Here is a 17309-nt window from a genome sequence, read left to right as displayed (position 1 = left end):
CTCCGGGGAAGAGGGCTCTTGTCAGGCACAGGCTAGGGCAGCCGCCGGGTGAACTCACAACCCCGGAGGTGAACGCAGGGTGAACGCACAGCGTGTCGGGGGTGGATCGCCGGTGATCCGCCCCGCACCGGGACGAACGTCACACACCGGCGGAGACCGGGCCGAGGAGGGTGACGACGCCGGACCGGGAGCGCCTCTCGGCGCACGGCCGCTCGGAGCGGCTTGAGATGGAGCCCGGGGCTACCGCGGCCCGGCGTCGCCATCGACAGTACTCCTCGACGCGCTCGCGGTCCTCCCCGGGACGGCGTGAGGATCGCCACCGCCGCGGCGGGAACACCGCGGCGGCCGCGGGCCTACTCCAGCGCCCCGGCCCGCCAGAGCCCGGCGGCGTGCTCGAGCTCCTCCGCGGTCCGGACCAGCGACCCGGCGCTGCGGGTCAGCCGGGCGGAGGTGTCCCCGGGCGCGAGGTCCAGGTGGTCCGCGTCGAACGCCGCACCGGTCGCCAGCACGCGGCAGAACGCCCCGCCGCGCTCGAGCGCCACCGCCAGGTCGCCCGTGTAGACCCCCGACAGCACGGCGTCCAGCACGTCGCGCACCTCGTCGGGCCCCGGCGGGCTGACCACCCCGACGACGACGTGCTGCACCGGCGCGACCTCCAGCCCCAGGCGGTACCGGTCGGCGATGGTCCGCGGGTCGCGGCGGACCCACTCGCGCAGCACGTACAGCCGCCACAGGGTGCCGGGCAGCGTCGTCGCGGGGGCGTTCGACCACAGCGCCGCCACCACGTCGAGGCCCTCGGTCTCCACCAGCCGCACCAGCCGCTCGACGAGCGCCGGGTCGTCGCCACCGGACCGGCCGCCGTGCACGATCGCGGCGGCGGTCGTGTGGGCGACCTGCGACCGGAGGGCGGGATCCATGTCGCCGGGCAGCGCGTCGGCGTCCCGCGGGTCGAGCATCGCGGGACGGCGGAACCGGGGTCGGGAGGAGCCGGAGTCGGACGTCACCCCCCGATTGTCCGCCCGCGGCGACCGCGCCCGCACGGCGACGTGCCCGCCGCGCGTGCGGCCCTCTCGACGCGCGAACCGCCCACCAGGACGGATAGGCTCCCCGCCGCACCTCGTCCCGGGCGCCGTTCCGGGTGCGCGAAGTGCCGCGCGGGTGAAAGGTGGGAACGCCTTCGACCGGCGCCCGACGACGTGCTCCGGCCGCTGGTGGTTCCCGCACCAGGACAGCAGGAGCAAGGAGAGCGTCATGGCCGAGAGCAGAGTCCAGCCGACGGGCCGGCACCCGTCGCACAGCAAGGCGATCGGCCTGGCGGTCGCCGCCGCGGTCGGTGGCTTCCTGTTCGGGTTCGACTCGTCCGTGATCAACGGCGCCGTCGACGCGATCCAGGGCCAGTTCGACCTCGGCGCCACGCTCACCGGGTTCGCCGTCGCGGTCGCGCTCCTGGGCTGCGCGTTCGGCGCCTGGGCCGGTGGCCGGCTGGCCGACCACTGGGGCCGCACCAAGGTGATGGTCCTCGGCGCGGTGCTGTTCTTCGTCTCGTCGATCCTGTCCGCGATCGCCTTCAGCGTCTGGGACCTGATCCTGTGGCGCATCCTCGCGGGCGTCGGCATCGGCATCGCCTCGGTGATCGCCCCCGCGTACATCGCGGAGATCGCCCCCGCGGCACTGCGCGGCCGGCTGGGCTCGCTGCAGCAGCTCGCGATCACGCTCGGCATCTTCGCCGCCCTGCTGTCCGACCAGCTCCTGCAGGAGGCGGCCGGCGGCGCGGGCGAGGTGCTGTGGCTCGGGTGGGAGGCCTGGCGCTGGATGTTCCTGGTCGCGGTCGTCCCCGCGGCCGTCTACGGCATCCTCGCGCTCCGCATCCCCGAGTCGCCCCGCTACCTCGTGGCGAAGGGCCGGCGGGACGAGGCCGTCGCGGTCCTGGAGAGCGTCCTCGGCCCGGACGAGGACGCACGCGAGCGCGTCTCGCAGATCGAGAAGACGATCGAGAAGGACAAGGCCCTCGAGGAGCAGGCCACCCTGCGCGGCCCGAAGTTCGGGCTCCTGCCGGTGGTGTGGGTCGGCATCCTGCTGTCGGTGTTCCAGCAGTTCGTCGGCATCAACGTGATCTTCTACTACTCGACGACGCTGTGGCAGGCCGTCGGCTTCGACGAGAGCCAGTCGTTCCTGGTCTCGACGATCACCTCGGTGACCAACGTGGCGGTGACGTTCATCGCGATCGCCCTCATCGACAAGGTCGGCCGCCGGCCGATCCTGCTCACCGGCTCCGCGGGCATGACGATCTCGCTGGCGATCATGGCCATCGCGTTCACACAGGCCTCCGGGTCCGGCGACGACGTATCGCTCCCGTCGCCGTGGGGCCCGGTCGCCCTGGTCGCGGCCAACGCGTTCGTCGTGTTCTTCGGCGCGTCGTGGGGCCCGCTGGTCTGGGTGCTGCTCGGGGAGATGTTCCCCAACCGGATCCGCGCCGCCGCCCTGGGCGTGGCCGCCGCCGCGCAGTGGATCGCGAACTTCCTCATCACCGTGTCGTTCCCGCCGATGCTCGACCAGTTCGGCGCGACCGGTCCCTACCTGATGTACGCGATCTTCGCGGCGCTGTCGTTCTTCTTCGTGCTCGGCAAGGTGCCCGAGACCAAGGGCGTCGAGCTCGAGGACATGGAGGACCTGCCCCCGGCCCGCCAGCGGCAGGCCCGCCAGGCCCGCCAGGCGCGCGGCTGACCACCCGGCTTGCCCCGGCCCGAGCCCCTCGCGGAAACTTCGCGGGGGGCTCGGCCGTTGTCCGGACGGCAGTCGTCGGTCGAAGGGACGCATCACCGTGGTCACGCAGCAGCACCCGTCGGGCACGCCGCACGGCGCGCAGGGCACCCCGCTCGTCGCGCACGACGTCTGGGCAGGCTACGGCGGGCAGCCCGTGCTCGCGGGCGCGAGCATCTCCGTGGCCCCGGGCGAGACGGTGGGGCTGATCGGGCGGTCGGGCGCCGGCAAGTCGACGCTCGTCCAGGTGCTGCTGGGCCGGCACAAGACCACGCAGGGCCGCGCGACGTACGGCGGCCGCCCCGTGGGGAAGATGTCCCGCAAGGAGGCGAAGGCCTTCCGGTCCGTCGTCCGCGCCGTCCACCAGGAGGGCCTGGCGGGTGCCGACCCGCGCTCCTCGGTCGCGAAGCTGCTCGGTGGGACGCTGAACGACGCCCGCAAGGCCGGCCGCGCGACCGGGCTGGAGCCCGCTGACATGCTCGTCCGCGTCGGCCTGGAGCCCCGCTACCTCGACCGCACGCTGTACTCCCTGTCCGGCGGCGAGCGGCAGCGCGTCGTGCTCGCGGACGCGCTGGCCACCCGGCCGGAGATCCTCGTGCTGGACGAGCCCGCCACGGCCCTGGACCCCGCCCTCCGCGACGCGGTCGCGGACCAGCTCGTCGCCCTCGCGGAGGCCGGTGTCGGGCTGCTCGTCGTGTCGCACGACCTGCGCATGGTCGACCGGCTCGCGAGCACGGTGCACGTGCTCGCCGAGGGCCGCGTGGTCGAGTCCGGCCCGCTGCGCACCCTGCTGACGGACCCGCAGCACGACGACACCCGGGCTCTGGCCGAGGCGTTCCCCGAGGCGGTCGGGTCCTTCCGCTGACGGCGAGGCGCCGGACCGGCGGGTGGTGGAACAGCCCCTATGCCTCCACGCGTGCGACGCCAGCAGCAGCAACGGATGGCACCCGAGGCGCGCCGCGCGCAGATCGTGGCGGCGGCGGGCGCGCTGATCTCCGAGCGCGGGTTCTGGGGCACCTCGGTGCAGGACGTCGCGGACGCCTGCGGCCTCACCGTCGCCGGGCTGCTGCACCACGTCGGGTCCAAGGACGGGCTGCTGGTCGCGGTGCTCCAGCATCGGGACGAGGCCGACATCCGCGCGCTGATGCGCGAGCTCGGGCTCGCCCTGGACGACGAGACCCCGCGCGGCGTGGAGGACGTCGACCTGCGGGGGGTGAGCCTGGCTCGGCTGTGCGAGGCGCTGGTACGCCGCAACGCGACGCAGCCGGAGATCGTCCGGCTGTACAGCGTGCTGGAGGCGGAGTCGCTCGACGCCGAGCACCCGGCCCACGCGTACTTCACCGCGCGGCAGCGCAGCGTCCTGGAGGCGTTCGCCACCGCGGCGCCCCCGACGGTCGCGGACCCCGACGCACTGGCGCGCCACGTGCTCGCCGCGATGGACGGGCTCCAGCTCCAGTGGCTCCGGGAGCCGTCCGTGGACCTGGTGGCGGCGTGGGCGACCATCGCCCGGTCGGTCGACGGGCTCGCCGAGCCCTCGGCCTAGGTTCCGAACCGACGTGCAGGGTCTTGTCGCGAGAGGTGCGCGGCGCTAGCGTGCCTACAACCTACTAAGTTGTAGGTCGACCCCATGCGAAGGAGCATCACGGTGACCCAGCACCTCACGACCGCAGCCCCCACCGGGACGGAGCAGGAGCCGGATGCCTTCTCCCGGGCCGTGGCCGCCGTGCGGGGCGGGGCGTCGGCGCAGGAGCAGGCGGAGAACCTGTACGACCGGCTCACCGACGACGAGCGCCTGGGCCTGCTGGACGGCGACCAGCCGTTCTGGGAAGGCATGCACGAGATGACCACCGTCGGGTACAACACCCGGCCCATCGTGCACGGCGCCGTCGACCGGCTCGGCATCCCCGGGCTCCGGTTCAGCGACGGGCCGCGCGGCGTCGTCATGGGCCGCTCGACCGCGTTCCCGGTGTCGATGGCCCGCGGCGCGACGTGGGACACCGACCTCGAGGAGCGCATCGGCCGGGCCATCGGCGAGGAGGTGCGCGCGCAGGGCGGCAACTTCTTCGCGGGCGTCTGCATCAACCTGCCCCGTCACCCCGCGTGGGGCCGCATCCAGGAGACCTACGGCGAGGACCCGGTCCTGCTGGGCGAGCTCGGCGCCGCCCTCACCCGCGGCGTCCGCACGCACGTCATGGCGTGCGCCAAGCACTACGCCCTCAACTCCATGGAGAACGCGCGGTTCCAGGTCGACGTGACCGCGGACGACGCCACGCTCCACGAGGTGTACCTGCCGCACTTCCGGCGGGTCGTCGAGGAGGGCGTCGACGGGATCATGACGTCCTACAACTCCGTGAACGGGGAGTGGGCCGGCCAGAACGCCGACCTCATGAACGGCGTCCTGCGCGACCGGTGGGGCTTCCCCGGCGTGACCGTCTCGGACTTCATCCTCGGCCTGCGTGACGCCGCGCTGTCGCTCGAGGCCGGGCTCGACGTCGAGGAGCCGTTCGCCCAGCAGCGCGCGCAGCACCTGCGCGGCGACCTCGAGGCGGGGCGCGCCTCCTGGGACTCGGTGCGGCGCTCCGGCGTCCGCTCGATCGCCACCCAGCTCCGGTTCTCCGCCGCGGTCGACACCCCGGCCCCGCCCGCGGACGTGGTCGCGAGCGCAGCCCACCGGGCGCTGGCCCGCGAGGCGGCCGCCCGCTCGATGGTCCTCCTGCACAACGCCCCTGTCGACGGCACTCCCGTGCTGCCGCTCGACCCGTCCGTCCGGCGCCTCGCCGTGATCGGACGGCTGGCGGACGTCGCGAACACCGGCGACCACGGGTCGTCCGACGTGCGGGCCCCGGAGGTCGTCACCGCGCTCGCCGGCCTCCGTGCCGCCCTGCCCGCCACCGAGATCGTGGTCGTCCCCGAGGACGACCCGGAGGCCGCCGCTGCCGCTGCCGCGACCTGCGACGCGGCGGTCGTCGTGGCCGGCTACACCGCGGCGGACGAGGGCGAGTACACGGACCCGGGCGCCATGGCGGGGCCGCAGGTGCAGCACCTCTTCCCGCCGCTGCCCGAGGGAGACGAGCCCGCGGAGGCCCCGGGCGTCGTCGTGGCCGGCGGCGAGTCCGTCGGGTTCGGCGGCGACCGCGCGCGGTTGACGCTCCGCCCGGTGGACGAGCTGATCATCCGCGCCGTCGCGGCCGCTCAGCCCCGCACCGTCGTCACGGTGGTGGCGGCGGGAGCCGTCCTCGCGGAGTCGTGGCGGCACGACGTCCCCGCCGTCGTCATGGCCTGGTACTCCGGCATGGAGGGCGGCCACGCGCTCGCCGACGTGCTGCTGGGACGGGTGGACCCGTCGGGCAGGCTCCCGTTCTCCGTGCCGACGACGGAGGACCACCTCCCGTTCTTCGACCGGGACGCGACCGCGATCAGGTACGACCGCTGGCACGGGCAGCGGCTGCTCGACCGGCTCGACGTCGAGCCGGCGTACCCCCTGGGGTTCGGCCTCTCGTACACGACGTTCACGCTCGCGGACGCGGTCGCGGCCCGCACCGACGACGAGACCGCCGAGGTGACCGTCACGGTCGCGAACACCGGCACGCGCGACGGCCGGCACGTGGTCCAGGTCTACGGCGCCGTCGCCGGCGACGGCCACGAGCCGGAGCGCCACCTCCTCGGCTTCGCGCCCGTGGACGTCGCCGCAGGCAGCAGCGCGCGGGTGACGGTCCTCGTGTCCCTGCGCCCGCTCACCCGGTGGGACCCGAGCACCGAGGAGCTGCGCCTCCCGACGGGCGTGGCCGAGATGGTCGCCGCGGCGCACGCGCGCGACCCGCAGGGCGTCGCGGCGTCCCTGCCGCTGGACTGACGACCCGCGGGTCGTCCCGTCGCCCCGCCCTGCTCCGGGCGGGGCGACCGATCCCGTGCGCCCGCACGGGTCAGCCCCGGGCCACGGGCCCGGCGAACCGAGACGCACCGTCGCGTCCGGGAAGGACAACGATGTCGCACACCGAGCACCCGCCCGCCACGAGCGCGCCCGACCGGGCGGCGCTCCCCCGACCGTCCCCGCCGTCCCCCTCGACGCCGGCGACGACGCCGCGGCGCGGGGCCCAGATCCGCCTCGCCGTCGCGCTCGTGCTCGGCGGGGCTCTGTGGATCGGGCCGTTCGTCGGCATGATCTCCGTGCTGCTCCCCGCCCAGCTCGAGATCGTCGCCCCCGACCGCAAGGTCTCGCTGGTCGCCACGCTCAGCATCGTCGGCTCCATCGTCGCCCTGCTGGCGAACATCCTCTTCGGCGCGCTCTCCGACCTGACCCGCTCCCGCATGGGGAAGCGGGCGCCGTGGATGATCCTCGGCTCCGTGATGACCGCCGCGATGCTCGTGGTGCTGTCCCGGAGCCACGACGTGACCGTGATCGTCGTGATCTGGTGCGTCTTCCAGCTGTTCCTCAACGCCATCGTGGGGCCGATCGTCGCGATCGTCCCCGACCGCGTGCAGCAGCGCCTGCGGGGCACCTACTCCGCGATCTACGGCGTCGGCGTCCTCGCCGGCTCGTCGGGCGCGACGATCCTCGCCTCCCGCTACATCACCGACCCGACCGCCGGCATGCTCGTCCTCGCCGGTGTGATCCTGCTCGCCGGCCCGGTCGTCGCCGTCCTCGCCCCCGACCGGTCCAACACGCACGAGCCCCGCGCGAAGTTCTCCCGGGCGACGCTGCTGACCAACTTCACGCCGCCGCGCCACGACGCCCGCGACTTCTACCTGGCGCTCGCCGGCAAGCTGCTGTTCGTCCTGTCGATGTACGCGATCACCGGGTACCAGCTGTACATCCTCACGGACTACCTGGAGCTCGACGGGGTCGCCGCGGGCGCCGTCATCGCCACCATGGCGACCGTGCAGCTCGTCCTCTCGCTGGTGTTCGGGGCGATCTCCGGTCCGATCTCGGACCGCATCGGGCGACGCAAGCCGCTGGTGGTCGGCTCGGCGCTGCTCATGGCCGCCGCGACCTCCGTCCCGTTCTTCTGGCAGGCACCGGCGGCGATGATCGTCTTCGCCGTGGTGGGACTCGGCATCGCGAGCGGCGTCTACAACTCGGTCGACCAGGCCCTCAACTACGAGGTGCTGCCCGACCCGCACACCGCCGCGAAGGACCTCGGGATGCTCAACATGGCGAACACCGGCGGGCAGATCCTGGGCCCCGTCCTCACGTCCGCCGTCGTCGCCGGACTCGGTTCCTACCGGCCGGTGTTCCTCGTCGCCGCGCTTGTCGGCGTCGCGTCGGCACTGCTCATCGCGCCGATCCGCCGGTCACGCTGACCGGACGGCCCCGGCCGGTCCGGGAGAGCCACCCGGGACCGGCCGGCGGCGCGCGGGTTCAGCCCTCCCGGCCGCTGCGCAGTCGGAGGAACGCGCGCACCCGGGCGGTGAACGCGCCCGGGTCGGCCAGCGGCAGCCCGTGGTCCGCGCCGGGCACGATCACGCACTCCCCCGCCGGCAGGTGGGCCGCGATCGCCTCGGTGTGGGCGCGGCGGATCACGTCGTGCTCCCCCGCCATGACGAGCACCGGCACGGCGACCCGCTGCAGCGCCCGCAGCGGGATGCGCGGCTGGTGCACCATCAGGTCCGTGACCTCGGCCCGGGCACGGGCCGCGGGGTCGACGACGCCCCGGGCGCGCTGCCGCAGCCACGCCACGGTGACCTCGGCGCGCACCCGACGGGTCAGCCCGGAGGGGTCGACGTTCGCCCCGTACAGCACGAGCGACCGCACGACGCCCGGGTGCCGGAGCGCGAGCACGAGCGCCACGTTGCCGCCGTCGGAGTAGCCCACGACGTGCACGGGAGCGCCGGGCCCGACGACGCCCAGCACCGCCGCGACGTCGTCGGCCATCGCGGCGATGGTCAGCGGCCCTGACCCGCGCGGGGAGCGGCCGTGGCCGCGGGCGTCGACGGACAGCACCCGGTGGTCGCGGGCGAGGTCGGCCGCCACCGGCGCCAGGGACCGGGCGTCCTCGCCGTTGCCGTGCAGCAGGACGACGGTCGGCCCCGTGCCGGCGACGTCGACGTGCAGGCCGGCCACGAGGCCCTCGGGTGCGGACATGGCGCCGACCGTACCGCCCGGGGCCACGCGGGCGGGCGGCGGGCGGGCGGCTCAGCGCAGCGGCGGGCCCGGGGTCGAGTCCCGGGCCCGCCGCTGCGCTGAGCACGGGCACCACGACCGGGTCGGCCGCGGGCGGCGCGAGCACCAGCCGCACGGCCTCCGCGCCGATCTGCCGGAGCGGCAGCCGCACCGTGGTGAGCGCGGGGGTCACGTCCCGCAGCGTCTCGATGCCGTCGAACCCGGCGACGGCGAGGTCGCCCGGCACGTCGACGCCCGCGTCGCGCGCGGCCGCCAGCGCACCGACCGCCATGACGTCGTTCAGCGCGAGCACCACCTCGACGTCGCCCCGGTCGGCGAGCAGCCGGTGCATCGCCTCGTAGGCGCCGTCACGGCTCAGCGGTGAGGGGAGCACCCGGTGCGGCGGCACCGGGCAGTCGAGCGCGGCCAGCTCCTCGAGGTAGCCGTCGCGGCGCTCCGCGGCGGTCGCGTGCGCGCCCGGGCCGGCGAGCACCGCGAACCGGCGGTACCCGCGCTCGTGCAGCGCCCGCACCAGCTCGGCCGCACCCTCCCGGTTGCCGACGGCGACCGTGCTGGAGCCCAGGGCCGCCTGGCCGATCACGGCCACCGCGCCCCCGATGCCGCGGAACGAGTCGAGCGCCGCGCGCAACGCGTCGTCCGCCCCGGGGTCACCGGTCCGGCCGCCCGCGAGGATCACCGCCCGGGCCCGCTGCCGCTCGAGGAGGCCCACGGTCTCGATCTCGCGCTGCGGGTCGCGCCCGGTCGACGCGAGGGTCACCATCAGGCCGGCCTCGTCCGCCGCCGCGGCGACACCCGCCGCGATCGCCGCGAAGTACGGGTCGGCGATGTCGTGCACCACCAGGCCGAGCGACGTCGTGCGGCCGCGCGCCATCGCCTGCGCGATCCCGTCCGGGGAGTACCGGAGCCGCGCCGCGGCCGCGAGCACCCGCTGGCGCAGGTCCGCGCCGACGGTCCGGTTGGCGCTGCCGTTCAGCGCGCGGGACGCGGTGGCGAGGGAGACCCCCGCCTCCCGGGCCACGTCGCTGAGCGTCACCTGTCCGGCCATGCTCGCCAGGGTAGGCGCATTCCTTCGCGCGAGATCGAACGATTCTGGGTGCTCCCACCCCCGGAATTGCCCGTTTTCCGGGTGAATTCCGGGCGAATGCGACGGTCGGTCCGTGACCCGCTCCCCGGGACGACGAAGGGCCGGGCCGCACCTCGCGGTGCGACCCGGCCCTTGTCGTGGCCCTGCTGGGCGGTGCGGCGTCAGGCGGGCAGGAGGCCCGTCCCGCCGTCACCGGACGACGCGATCGGCGGCGCCGGGGGGACGTCCGTGCCGGAGCCCGGCGTCCCGGCGGAGTGCGCCCCGACGGCGGCCGGCTCCTTGGGGCGAGAGCCACGCTCCTCCCCGCGGAACACGAACTCGCCGAGGATGCCCTCGCCGTGCGCGTCCACGACGATCTGCTGACCCGCGTGCAGCTCGCCGAACAGGATCTTCTCGGACAGCGCGTCCTCGATCTCCCGCTGGATCGCGCGGCGCAGCGGCCGGGCGCCCAGAACCGGGTCGTAGCCCTTCTCCGAGAGCAGCTTCTTGGCCGCCTCGGTGAGCTCGATGCCCATCTCCTTGTCGCGCAGGCGGCCGTCGAGCTTCGCGATCATCAGGTCGACGATCTGGAAGATCTCGGGCTGCGAGAGCTGCGGGAACACGACCACGTCGTCGACGCGGTTGAGGAACTCCGGACGGAAGTGCGTCTTGAGCTCGTCGTTGACCTTCGTCTTCATGCGCTCGTACGACGTCGACAGGTCGCCGCCGGCCTGGAAGCCGGTCTGGACGCCCTTGGCGATGTCCCGGGTGCCGAGGTTCGTGGTCATGATGATGACGGTGTTCTTGAAGTCGACCACCCGGCCCTGCGAGTCGGTCAGGCGACCGTCCTCGAGGATCTGCAGCAGCGAGTTGAAGATGTCCGCGTGCGCCTTCTCGACCTCGTCGAACAGCACGACCGAGAACGGCTTGCGCCGCACCTTCTCGGTGAGCTGACCGCCCTCGTCGTAGCCGACGTACCCGGGGGGCGAGCCGAACAGCCGCGACACGGTGTGCTTCTCCGAGAACTCGGACATGTCGAGCTGGATCAGCGCGTCCTCGTCACCGAACAGGAACTCCGCGAGCGCCTTGGCGAGCTCGGTCTTCCCGACGCCGGTCGGGCCGGCGAAGATGAACGAGCCACCGGGACGCTTCGGGTCCTTCAGGCCGGCACGCGTGCGGCGGATGGCCTGCGAGAGCGCCTTGATCGCCGACTCCTGCCCGACGACGCGCTTGTGCAGCTCGTCCTCCATGTGCAGCAGGCGGCTGGACTCGGCCTCGGTAAGCTTGAACACCGGGATCCCGGTGGCCAGCGCCAGCACCTCGGCGATGAGCTCCTCGTCGACCTCGGCGACCGCGTCCAGGTCGCCCGACTTCCAGGCCTTCTCCTTCTCCTGGCGCTTGAGGCCGAGCTGCTTCTCCTGGTCGCGCAGCCGCGCGGCCTTCTCGAAATCCTGCTCGTCGATCGCGGACTCCTTGTCGCGGCGCGTCTCGGAGATCTGCTCGTCGAGCTCGCGGAGCTCCGGCGGGGCCGTCATGCGACGGATCCGCAGGCGGGCACCGGCCTCGTCGACCAGGTCGATCGCCTTGTCCGGCAGGAACCGGTCGTTGACGTACCGGTCGGCCAGCGTCGCCGCGGCCACGAGGGCCCCGTCGGTGATGGACACCCGGTGGTGCGCCTCGTACCGGTCGCGCAGGCCCTTGAGGATCTCGATGGCGTGCTGCAGGTTCGGCTCGGACACCTGGATCGGCTGGAACCGGCGCTCGAGGGCCGGGTCCTTCTCGACGTACTTGCGGTACTCGTCGAGCGTCGTGGCACCGACCGTCTGCAGCTCGCCGCGGGCGAGCATCGGCTTGAGGATGCTGGCGGCGTCGATCGCGCCCTCGGCGGCACCCGCACCCACGAGGGTGTGGATCTCGTCGATGAACAGGATGATGTCGCCGCGGGTGCGGATCTCCTTGAGCACCTTCTTCAGGCGCTCCTCGAAGTCACCGCGGTAGCGGCTGCCGGCCACCAGGGCGCCGAGGTCCAGCGTGTAGAGCTGCTTGTCCTTCAGCGTCTCGGGGACGTCGCCGCGGACGATGTCCTGGGCGAGGCCCTCGACGACGGCGGTCTTGCCGACGCCGGGCTCACCGATCAGCACGGGGTTGTTCTTGGTGCGGCGGGACAGCACCTGCATGACCCGCTCGATCTCCTTCTCGCGCCCGATGACCGGGTCGAGCTTGCCCTCGCGCGCGGCCTGCGTCAGGTTGCGGCCGAACTGGTCGAGGACGGCGGAGCCGGAGGGCTGACCCTCCTGCGGGCCACCGGCGGCCACGGGCTCCTTGCCCTGGTAGCCGGACAGCAGCTGGATGACCTGCTGGCGCACGCGGTTGAGGTCGGCGCCGAGCTTGCCCAGGACCTGGGCGGCGACGCCCTCACCCTCGCGGATGAGGCCGAGCAGGATGTGCTCGGTCCCGATGTAGTTGTGGCCGAGCTGCAGCGCCTCGCGCAGCGACAGCTCCAGCACCTTCTTGGCACGCGGCGTGAACGGGATGTGCCCGCTCGGGGCCTGCTGGCCCTCGCCGATGATCTCCTGCACCTGGGCGCGCACCGCGTCGAGCGAGATGTTCAGCGACTCCAGGGCCTTGGCCGCGACACCCTCCCCCTCGTGGATCAGGCCCAGGAGGATGTGCTCGGTGCCGATGTAGTTGTGGTTGAGCATCCGCGCCTCTTCCTGGGCGAGGACGACCACGCGACGGGCTCGGTCCGTGAATCTCTCGAACATGTGCACTCCTCACGAGCGGCGTGCTCGTCGGACGCGACCGGGCTCTTGTTGCCCGTGCGCCACGCACGACGAGGCGGCGTTGTTCGATGCTAACGGCGGGGGGTCTCCGGGGCGTCCCGTGTTCGCCCCTGGCGTGACGGCCCCGGTCCGGGGACGCCGGGGGCCCGCGTCAGGACGTGAAGGTGTGGGTGCCGCCCTCGACCTCGTGCACGCGGCCGTCGGGGAGGACGACCTCCGCCGGCACGCCGTCCGGGACCGTGACGTCGAGCGTGAAGCCGGCCTCGTCGCGCCGCCACGCGACCTCGATGCGGCCGGCGCGGGAGTCGTACGCGGCGGTGACGTGGTCGATGCCCGGCCCGGGCACCGGCTGGACCCGGACGCGCCGGTAGCCGGGCGCGGCGGGGCGGATGCCGGCGACGACCTGGTAGATCCAGTCGGCGACCGCCCCGAGCGCGTAGTGGTTGAACGACGTCATCTCGCCGGGGTTGATCGTGCCGTCGGGCAGCATCGAGTCCCACCGCTCCCAGACCGTCGTCGCGCCCATCGTGACGGGGTACAGCCAGGACGGGCACTCCTTCTCCAGCAGCAGCCGGTACGCCTCGTCGACGTAGCCCGTCTCGGACAGCGCCCACGTGATGAAGGGGGTGCCCGCGAAGCCCGTGGTCACGCGGTAGCCGGACTCCCGGACGATCTCGGCCAGCCGGGCGGCGGCCGCCGTGCGGTCCTGGTCGTCCAGCAGCCCGAACGCGATCGCGAGGGCGTAGACGGTGGCGCAGTCGGACAGGATCCGGCCGCCGTCGACGTAGTGCTCGACGAACGCGGCGCGGGTGCGCTCGGCGAGCGCGGTCCAGCGGGCGGCGTCGTCGGCGCGCCCGAGGACTCCCGCGGCCTCGGCGGCGAACGACGCGCTGCGGAACAGGCACGCCGTCGCGACGACGCCCTTGTCGGCCTTCGCGTTCCACGGCTCGTGCGGCGAGGCGTCCGGGTCCAGCCAGTCGCCGAACTGGAACCCCTGGTCCCACAGCCCCGTCGGCGAGAGGTCCCGCTCGACCGACTCGAGGTGCAGCACCATCCCGGGGTAGTGGGCGGCGAGCCGGTCCGCGTCCCCGTACGCCTGCCAGAGCGCCTGCGGGACCCACACGGCGGCGTCGCCCCACACCGCCGTCGCGTTGTTCCCGAAGCCCTCGCCCTCGACGCCGGACATGTCCCCGTGCTTGAGCACGTCCGGGACGACGTGCGGCACGGTGCCGTGCGGCGAGTGCCGGACCTCCTGCTCCACGTCCAGCAGCCACTTGTGCAGGAAGTCGGCCGTGTCGAACTGGAAGGACGCGGACGCCGCGTAGGCGGCGATGTCGCCGGTCCAGCCCAGGCGCTCGTCGCGCTGCGGGCAGTCCGTCGGGACGTCGAGGAAGTTGCCCTTCTGCCCCCACACCGAGTTGCGCACGAGCTGGTCGACCAGCGGGTCGGACGACGCGAACTCGCTGGTGCGGCGCATGTCCGAGTGCACGACGACGGCCTCGAGCGCGTCGGGCGCGAGCTCACCGGGCCAGCCGGTGACCTCCGCGTACCGGAAGCCGTGGAACGTGAACGTCGGCTCGAAGACGTCGGCCCCGCCGGACAGGACGAACGTGTCCGTCTGCGCGGCGGCGCGCAGGGGCCGCGTGCCGAGCTCCCCGTCCTCCAGGACCTCGGCGTGCCGCAGGACGACCTCGGTCCCCGCCGGCCCGGTCACCGTCACGCGGATCCAGCCGACGAGGTTCTGGCCGAAATCGACGAGCGTGCGGCCCGACGGCGAGGCCCAGACGCGCTCGGGCCGCAGCACCTCGTGCCGGGTGACCAGCGGGCCGGCCTGCTCGACCAGCGTGCCGCGGTCCAGCTCGGCGGTCCGGACCGGGAGCGGCTCGCCGCCGCCGCGCAGCCGCGCGTCGATCCGCTGCCCGCCGTAGATCGACGCCGAGGTCGTCGGGGAGGTCCGGCCCGTCCAGTCCGGGGAGCTGCCGATCGTCTGCGTGGTGCCGTCGTCGAACGTCACGACCAGCGCGGCGAGGAGCGCGAGGTCGGTCCCGTAGTTCGCGTTCGCTCCGGCGAAGCCGAGGTCGCCGCGGTACCAGCCGTTCCCGAGCAGGGCCTCGACGGTGACGTCCCGGGGGCCCGACGCCACGAGCTCCGTGACGTCGAACGCCTGCACCTGGAGCCGCCACTCGTAGGCGGTCCAGCCGGGGTTCAGCACCGACTCGGTGACCGGGCGGCCGTTGACGCTCGCCTCGTACACGCCGTGCGCGGTGGCGACCAGCCGGGCGGCGCGGACCTCGGAGGGGTCCCGGTCGAGCGGGACGGTGGTCGCGAGCAGGACGGCGGCGGCGCGGTCGGCGTCGGCGGTGATCGGCTGGGCGGCGTCCAGGACGGACGCGGCGGTGCTGGGTGCGACGGGCACGGGTTCTCCTTCGAACGGTGCGGGGCCGGCGGTCGCGCGGTCGGGGGACCGGCGGACGGCGCCACGCTACACGTCACTGAATCGGTTCACAACGGTGCGCCGCGGTCTATGCTGCGCCTGGGTCCTGCGAACGGGGCGAGAGTCGCCGACGACGACGCCGGACACCCGGGAAGGACCGCCCGTGCCGAGGACCACGACCACGCGTCGGAGCTCGATCGGCGACGTCGCGCGGCTCGCGGGCGTCTCCGTCGGGACCGTCTCGAACGTCTTGAATCGACCCGACCGCGTGGCACAGCCGACGCGGGACCGGGTGCTCGACGCGATCCAGCGGCTCTCGTTCGTGCCGAACGCCTCGGCGCGGCAGCTCCGCGCGGGGACCATCACCACCGTCGGCGCGATCGTGCTCGACATCCGGAACCCGTTCTTCACCGAGGCGGCGCGGGGCGTCGAGGACCGGCTGGCGCTCGCCGACCACACCCTCATGCTCGCCAGCTCCGACGACGACCCCGAGCGCGAGGCCCGGTACCTCCGGCTGTTCGAGGAGCACGGGGTGTCGGGCCTGCTGGTCGTGCCGACCGGCGACGACCTCGGCCCCCTGCTCGCGCTCGCCGCGCGGGGCGTGCACACCGTGCTGCTCGACATGCCGTCCCCCACGGACTCGCTGTCGTCCGTGGCCGTGGACGACGTCGCCGGCGGCCGGATGGCCGGCGAGCACCTGCTGTCGCTCGGGCACCGCGAGATCCTCATGCTCAACGGCCCGCACTCCATCCGGCAGTGCCGCGACCGCCTCGCCGGGCTGCACCGCGCCGTCGAGCGCCACGGCCTCGACCCCGACGCCGTGGTCCGGGAGGTGCGCATCCCCTCGCTCGACGCCGGGGGCGCGGCCGCGGCGTTCGCGCCCCTGCTCGAGGAGGACCCCGCACCCCGCGCGGTGTTCTGCGTCAACGACCTCGCCGCCATCGGCGTGCAGCGGGAGATCCGCCGGCGGCGGCCCGACCTGCTCGGACGGACCGCCATCGTCGGGTACGACGACATCGAGATCGCCGCCGAGCTCGCCACGCCCCTGACCTCCGTGCGACAGCCGGCGCACGACGTCGGCTACCGCGCCGCCGACGTGCTCCTGTCCCGCGACGCGGACGGCAACCCCGTGCGCGAGCACGTGGTGTTCCAGCCGGAGCTCGTGGTGCGGTCGACGAGCGTGCCGGCGTGACGACGGTCCGCGTCGGCCGGGTCCACGTCAGAAGGGCATCTCGGTGATCTGGTCGGCCGACGGCGCGACGATGTCGACGGGCTCGCCCCACCCGGTGAACGTGGCGTCGATCGACCCGCTCGGCAGCTCCGCGCTCATGCGGCGCATCAGGTCGTCCGCGTCGATCCAGTAGGTGTACGACATCTGGGGCGGCAGCGAGGCAGCGCCGGCGAGCTCCGAGGACATCGCGGCGGAGGCCGCCGCGGTGTCGATGACCATCGTGTAGGGCTGGGCCAGCGCGCCGCCGACCTCCTCCGGCTCGCCGGCCTTCTCGACCGAGACGACGGCGCCCTCCATCTGCGAGAGGGCACCGGTCGGGTCGAGCTGGCCCGACATGCCCTGGAACGACGCGGCGAGCGGGTTCGAGGTGTCCGCGGGGTCCACCTGGATGAACTTGCCGCCGGTCAGCTCGCCCATGCTCATGTAGACCATGCCGCCGACCACGCGGATCTCGACGTCGCCGACGTCCGGCACGGTGGTGACCATGGTCATCTCCTGCCCGGCGCCGTCGACGTAGCGGATGACGCCCGTGGCGTCGGTGGTGGTGCCCGCCGCCGTGGTCGTCATCTGCATCGTCAGGGTGCCCGCGGCCTGGGAGGCGGCCGTCACCCGGGAGACGAAGTCCTCGGCCGTGAGGTCGAAGTCCGACTCGGCCTCCGCGGCTTCCTCGGCGGGCGCCGACGCCTCGGCGGCGGGCTTGTCCACCTTCGTGCCGGAGTCGGACGAGCAGGCGGTCAGGCCCAGGACGGCCGCGGCGGTGACGGACAGGACGGCGATGCCACGCGAGACGCGCATGTGAGATCTCCTCGGAGCGGTGGGCCCCGCGCGCCGGGCGCGACCGGGCGCGCGGCTCCGCACGCGGTGCCGCCTGGTCCCCCTGTCGACGCCGGCCACGCGCGGGGCGGATCGGCGTGCCG

General features: G+C 73.9%; 11 protein-coding genes and 1 pseudogene. 6 read left to right on the top strand and 6 right to left on the bottom strand.

Annotation, left to right across the window (positions count from 1 at the left end):
- Positions 1 to 353: 353 nt before the first annotated feature.
- A complete protein-coding gene (locus QNH85_RS14735; RefSeq protein WP_213282914.1) occupies positions 354 to 956 on the bottom strand; it encodes a hypothetical protein in 603 nt (200 codons plus the stop codon).
- Positions 957 to 1251: 295 nt separating this feature from the next.
- Between QNH85_RS14735 and QNH85_RS14730 the strand changes: the two genes are divergently transcribed.
- The 5 genes from QNH85_RS14730 to QNH85_RS14710 all read left to right on the top strand — a co-directional run bounded on the left by QNH85_RS14730 (position 1252) and on the right by QNH85_RS14710 (position 8061).
- Positions 1252 to 2724: a sugar porter family MFS transporter gene (locus tag QNH85_RS14730; protein ID WP_282947579.1), complete on the top strand. Its 1473-nt coding sequence runs from the start codon at positions 1252 to 1254 to the stop codon at positions 2722 to 2724.
- Between the two features lie 97 nt (positions 2725 to 2821).
- Positions 2822 to 3625, top strand: coding sequence for an ABC transporter ATP-binding protein (locus QNH85_RS14725; RefSeq protein WP_282947577.1), 804 nt, complete (start codon positions 2822 to 2824; stop codon positions 3623 to 3625).
- Between the two features lie 75 nt (positions 3626 to 3700).
- A complete protein-coding gene (locus tag QNH85_RS14720; protein ID WP_282947576.1) occupies positions 3701 to 4303 on the top strand; it encodes a TetR/AcrR family transcriptional regulator in 603 nt (200 codons plus the stop codon).
- A 102-nt stretch (positions 4304 to 4405) separates the two neighbouring features.
- The gene (locus QNH85_RS14715; protein ID WP_282947574.1) at positions 4406 to 6613 is read left to right on the top strand and encodes a glycoside hydrolase family 3 C-terminal domain-containing protein; all 2208 of its coding nucleotides are present in this window, start codon (positions 4406 to 4408) and stop codon (positions 6611 to 6613) included.
- Positions 6614 to 6744: 131 nt separating this feature from the next.
- Complete coding sequence (locus QNH85_RS14710; protein WP_282947572.1) at positions 6745 to 8061, top strand: MFS transporter; 1317 nt, start codon at positions 6745 to 6747, stop codon at positions 8059 to 8061.
- A 58-nt stretch (positions 8062 to 8119) separates the two neighbouring features.
- Here QNH85_RS14710 and QNH85_RS14705 read toward each other — a convergent pair whose 3' ends face one another.
- The 4 genes and pseudogenes from QNH85_RS14705 to QNH85_RS14690 all read right to left on the bottom strand — a co-directional run bounded on the left by QNH85_RS14705 (position 8120) and on the right by QNH85_RS14690 (position 15143).
- Entirely contained in the window at positions 8120 to 8842 is a 723-nt protein-coding gene (locus QNH85_RS14705) for an alpha/beta fold hydrolase (protein WP_282947570.1), read from the bottom strand.
- Positions 8843 to 9038: 196 nt separating this feature from the next.
- Positions 9039 to 9926: pseudogene (locus QNH85_RS14700) on the bottom strand (LacI family DNA-binding transcriptional regulator); the annotation flags it as partial.
- 200 nt (positions 9927 to 10126) lie between these two features.
- On the bottom strand, positions 10127 to 12709 hold the full coding sequence (locus tag QNH85_RS14695; protein ID WP_213282891.1) for an ATP-dependent Clp protease ATP-binding subunit: 2583 nt from the start codon (positions 12707 to 12709) through the stop codon (positions 10127 to 10129).
- Positions 12710 to 12878: 169 nt separating this feature from the next.
- Positions 12879 to 15143 (bottom strand): family 78 glycoside hydrolase catalytic domain, encoded by a 2265-nt coding sequence (locus QNH85_RS14690; protein ID WP_282947569.1) that lies wholly within the window; start codon positions 15141 to 15143, stop codon positions 12879 to 12881.
- A 181-nt stretch (positions 15144 to 15324) separates the two neighbouring features.
- Between QNH85_RS14690 and QNH85_RS14685 the strand changes: the two genes are divergently transcribed.
- Positions 15325 to 16353, top strand: coding sequence for a LacI family DNA-binding transcriptional regulator (locus tag QNH85_RS14685; RefSeq protein WP_213282893.1), 1029 nt, complete (start codon positions 15325 to 15327; stop codon positions 16351 to 16353).
- A gap of 27 nt (positions 16354 to 16380) precedes the next feature.
- Here the strand turns inward: QNH85_RS14685 and QNH85_RS14680 are convergent, their stop codons facing one another.
- Positions 16381 to 17187 carry an SCO4651 family lipoprotein gene (locus QNH85_RS14680; RefSeq protein ID WP_282947568.1) on the bottom strand — a complete coding sequence of 269 codons (807 nt, stop codon included), beginning with the start codon at positions 17185 to 17187 and terminating at the stop codon, positions 16381 to 16383.
- Positions 17188 to 17309: the final 122 nt, after the last annotated feature.

Origin of the sequence: Cellulomonas endometrii (assembly GCF_949769265.1) — a bacterium.
Taxonomy (GTDB): Bacteria; Actinomycetota; Actinomycetes; order Actinomycetales; family Cellulomonadaceae; genus Cellulomonas; species Cellulomonas endometrii.
This window is presented reverse-complemented; position numbering and strand designations above follow the sequence as displayed.

Bases quoted from the DNA above. Each gene is read 5' to 3' on its own strand.
- QNH85_RS14735 (WP_213282914.1), bottom strand. From the start codon at position 956: ATGCTCGACCCGCGGGACGCCGACGCGCTGCCCGGCGACATGGATCCC.
- QNH85_RS14730 (WP_282947579.1), top strand. From the start codon at position 1,252: ATGGCCGAGAGCAGAGTCCAGCCGACGGGCCGGCACCCGTCGCACAGC.
- QNH85_RS14720 (WP_282947576.1), top strand. From the start codon at position 3,701: ATGGCACCCGAGGCGCGCCGCGCGCAGATCGTGGCGGCGGCGGGCGCG.
- QNH85_RS14710 (WP_282947572.1), top strand. From the start codon at position 6,745: ATGTCGCACACCGAGCACCCGCCCGCCACGAGCGCGCCCGACCGGGCG.
- QNH85_RS14705 (WP_282947570.1), bottom strand. From the start codon at position 8,842: ATGTCCGCACCCGAGGGCCTCGTGGCCGGCCTGCACGTCGACGTCGCC.
- QNH85_RS14695 (WP_213282891.1), bottom strand. From the start codon at position 12,709: ATGTTCGAGAGATTCACGGACCGAGCCCGTCGCGTGGTCGTCCTCGCC.
- QNH85_RS14680 (WP_282947568.1), bottom strand. From the start codon at position 17,187: ATGCGCGTCTCGCGTGGCATCGCCGTCCTGTCCGTCACCGCCGCGGCC.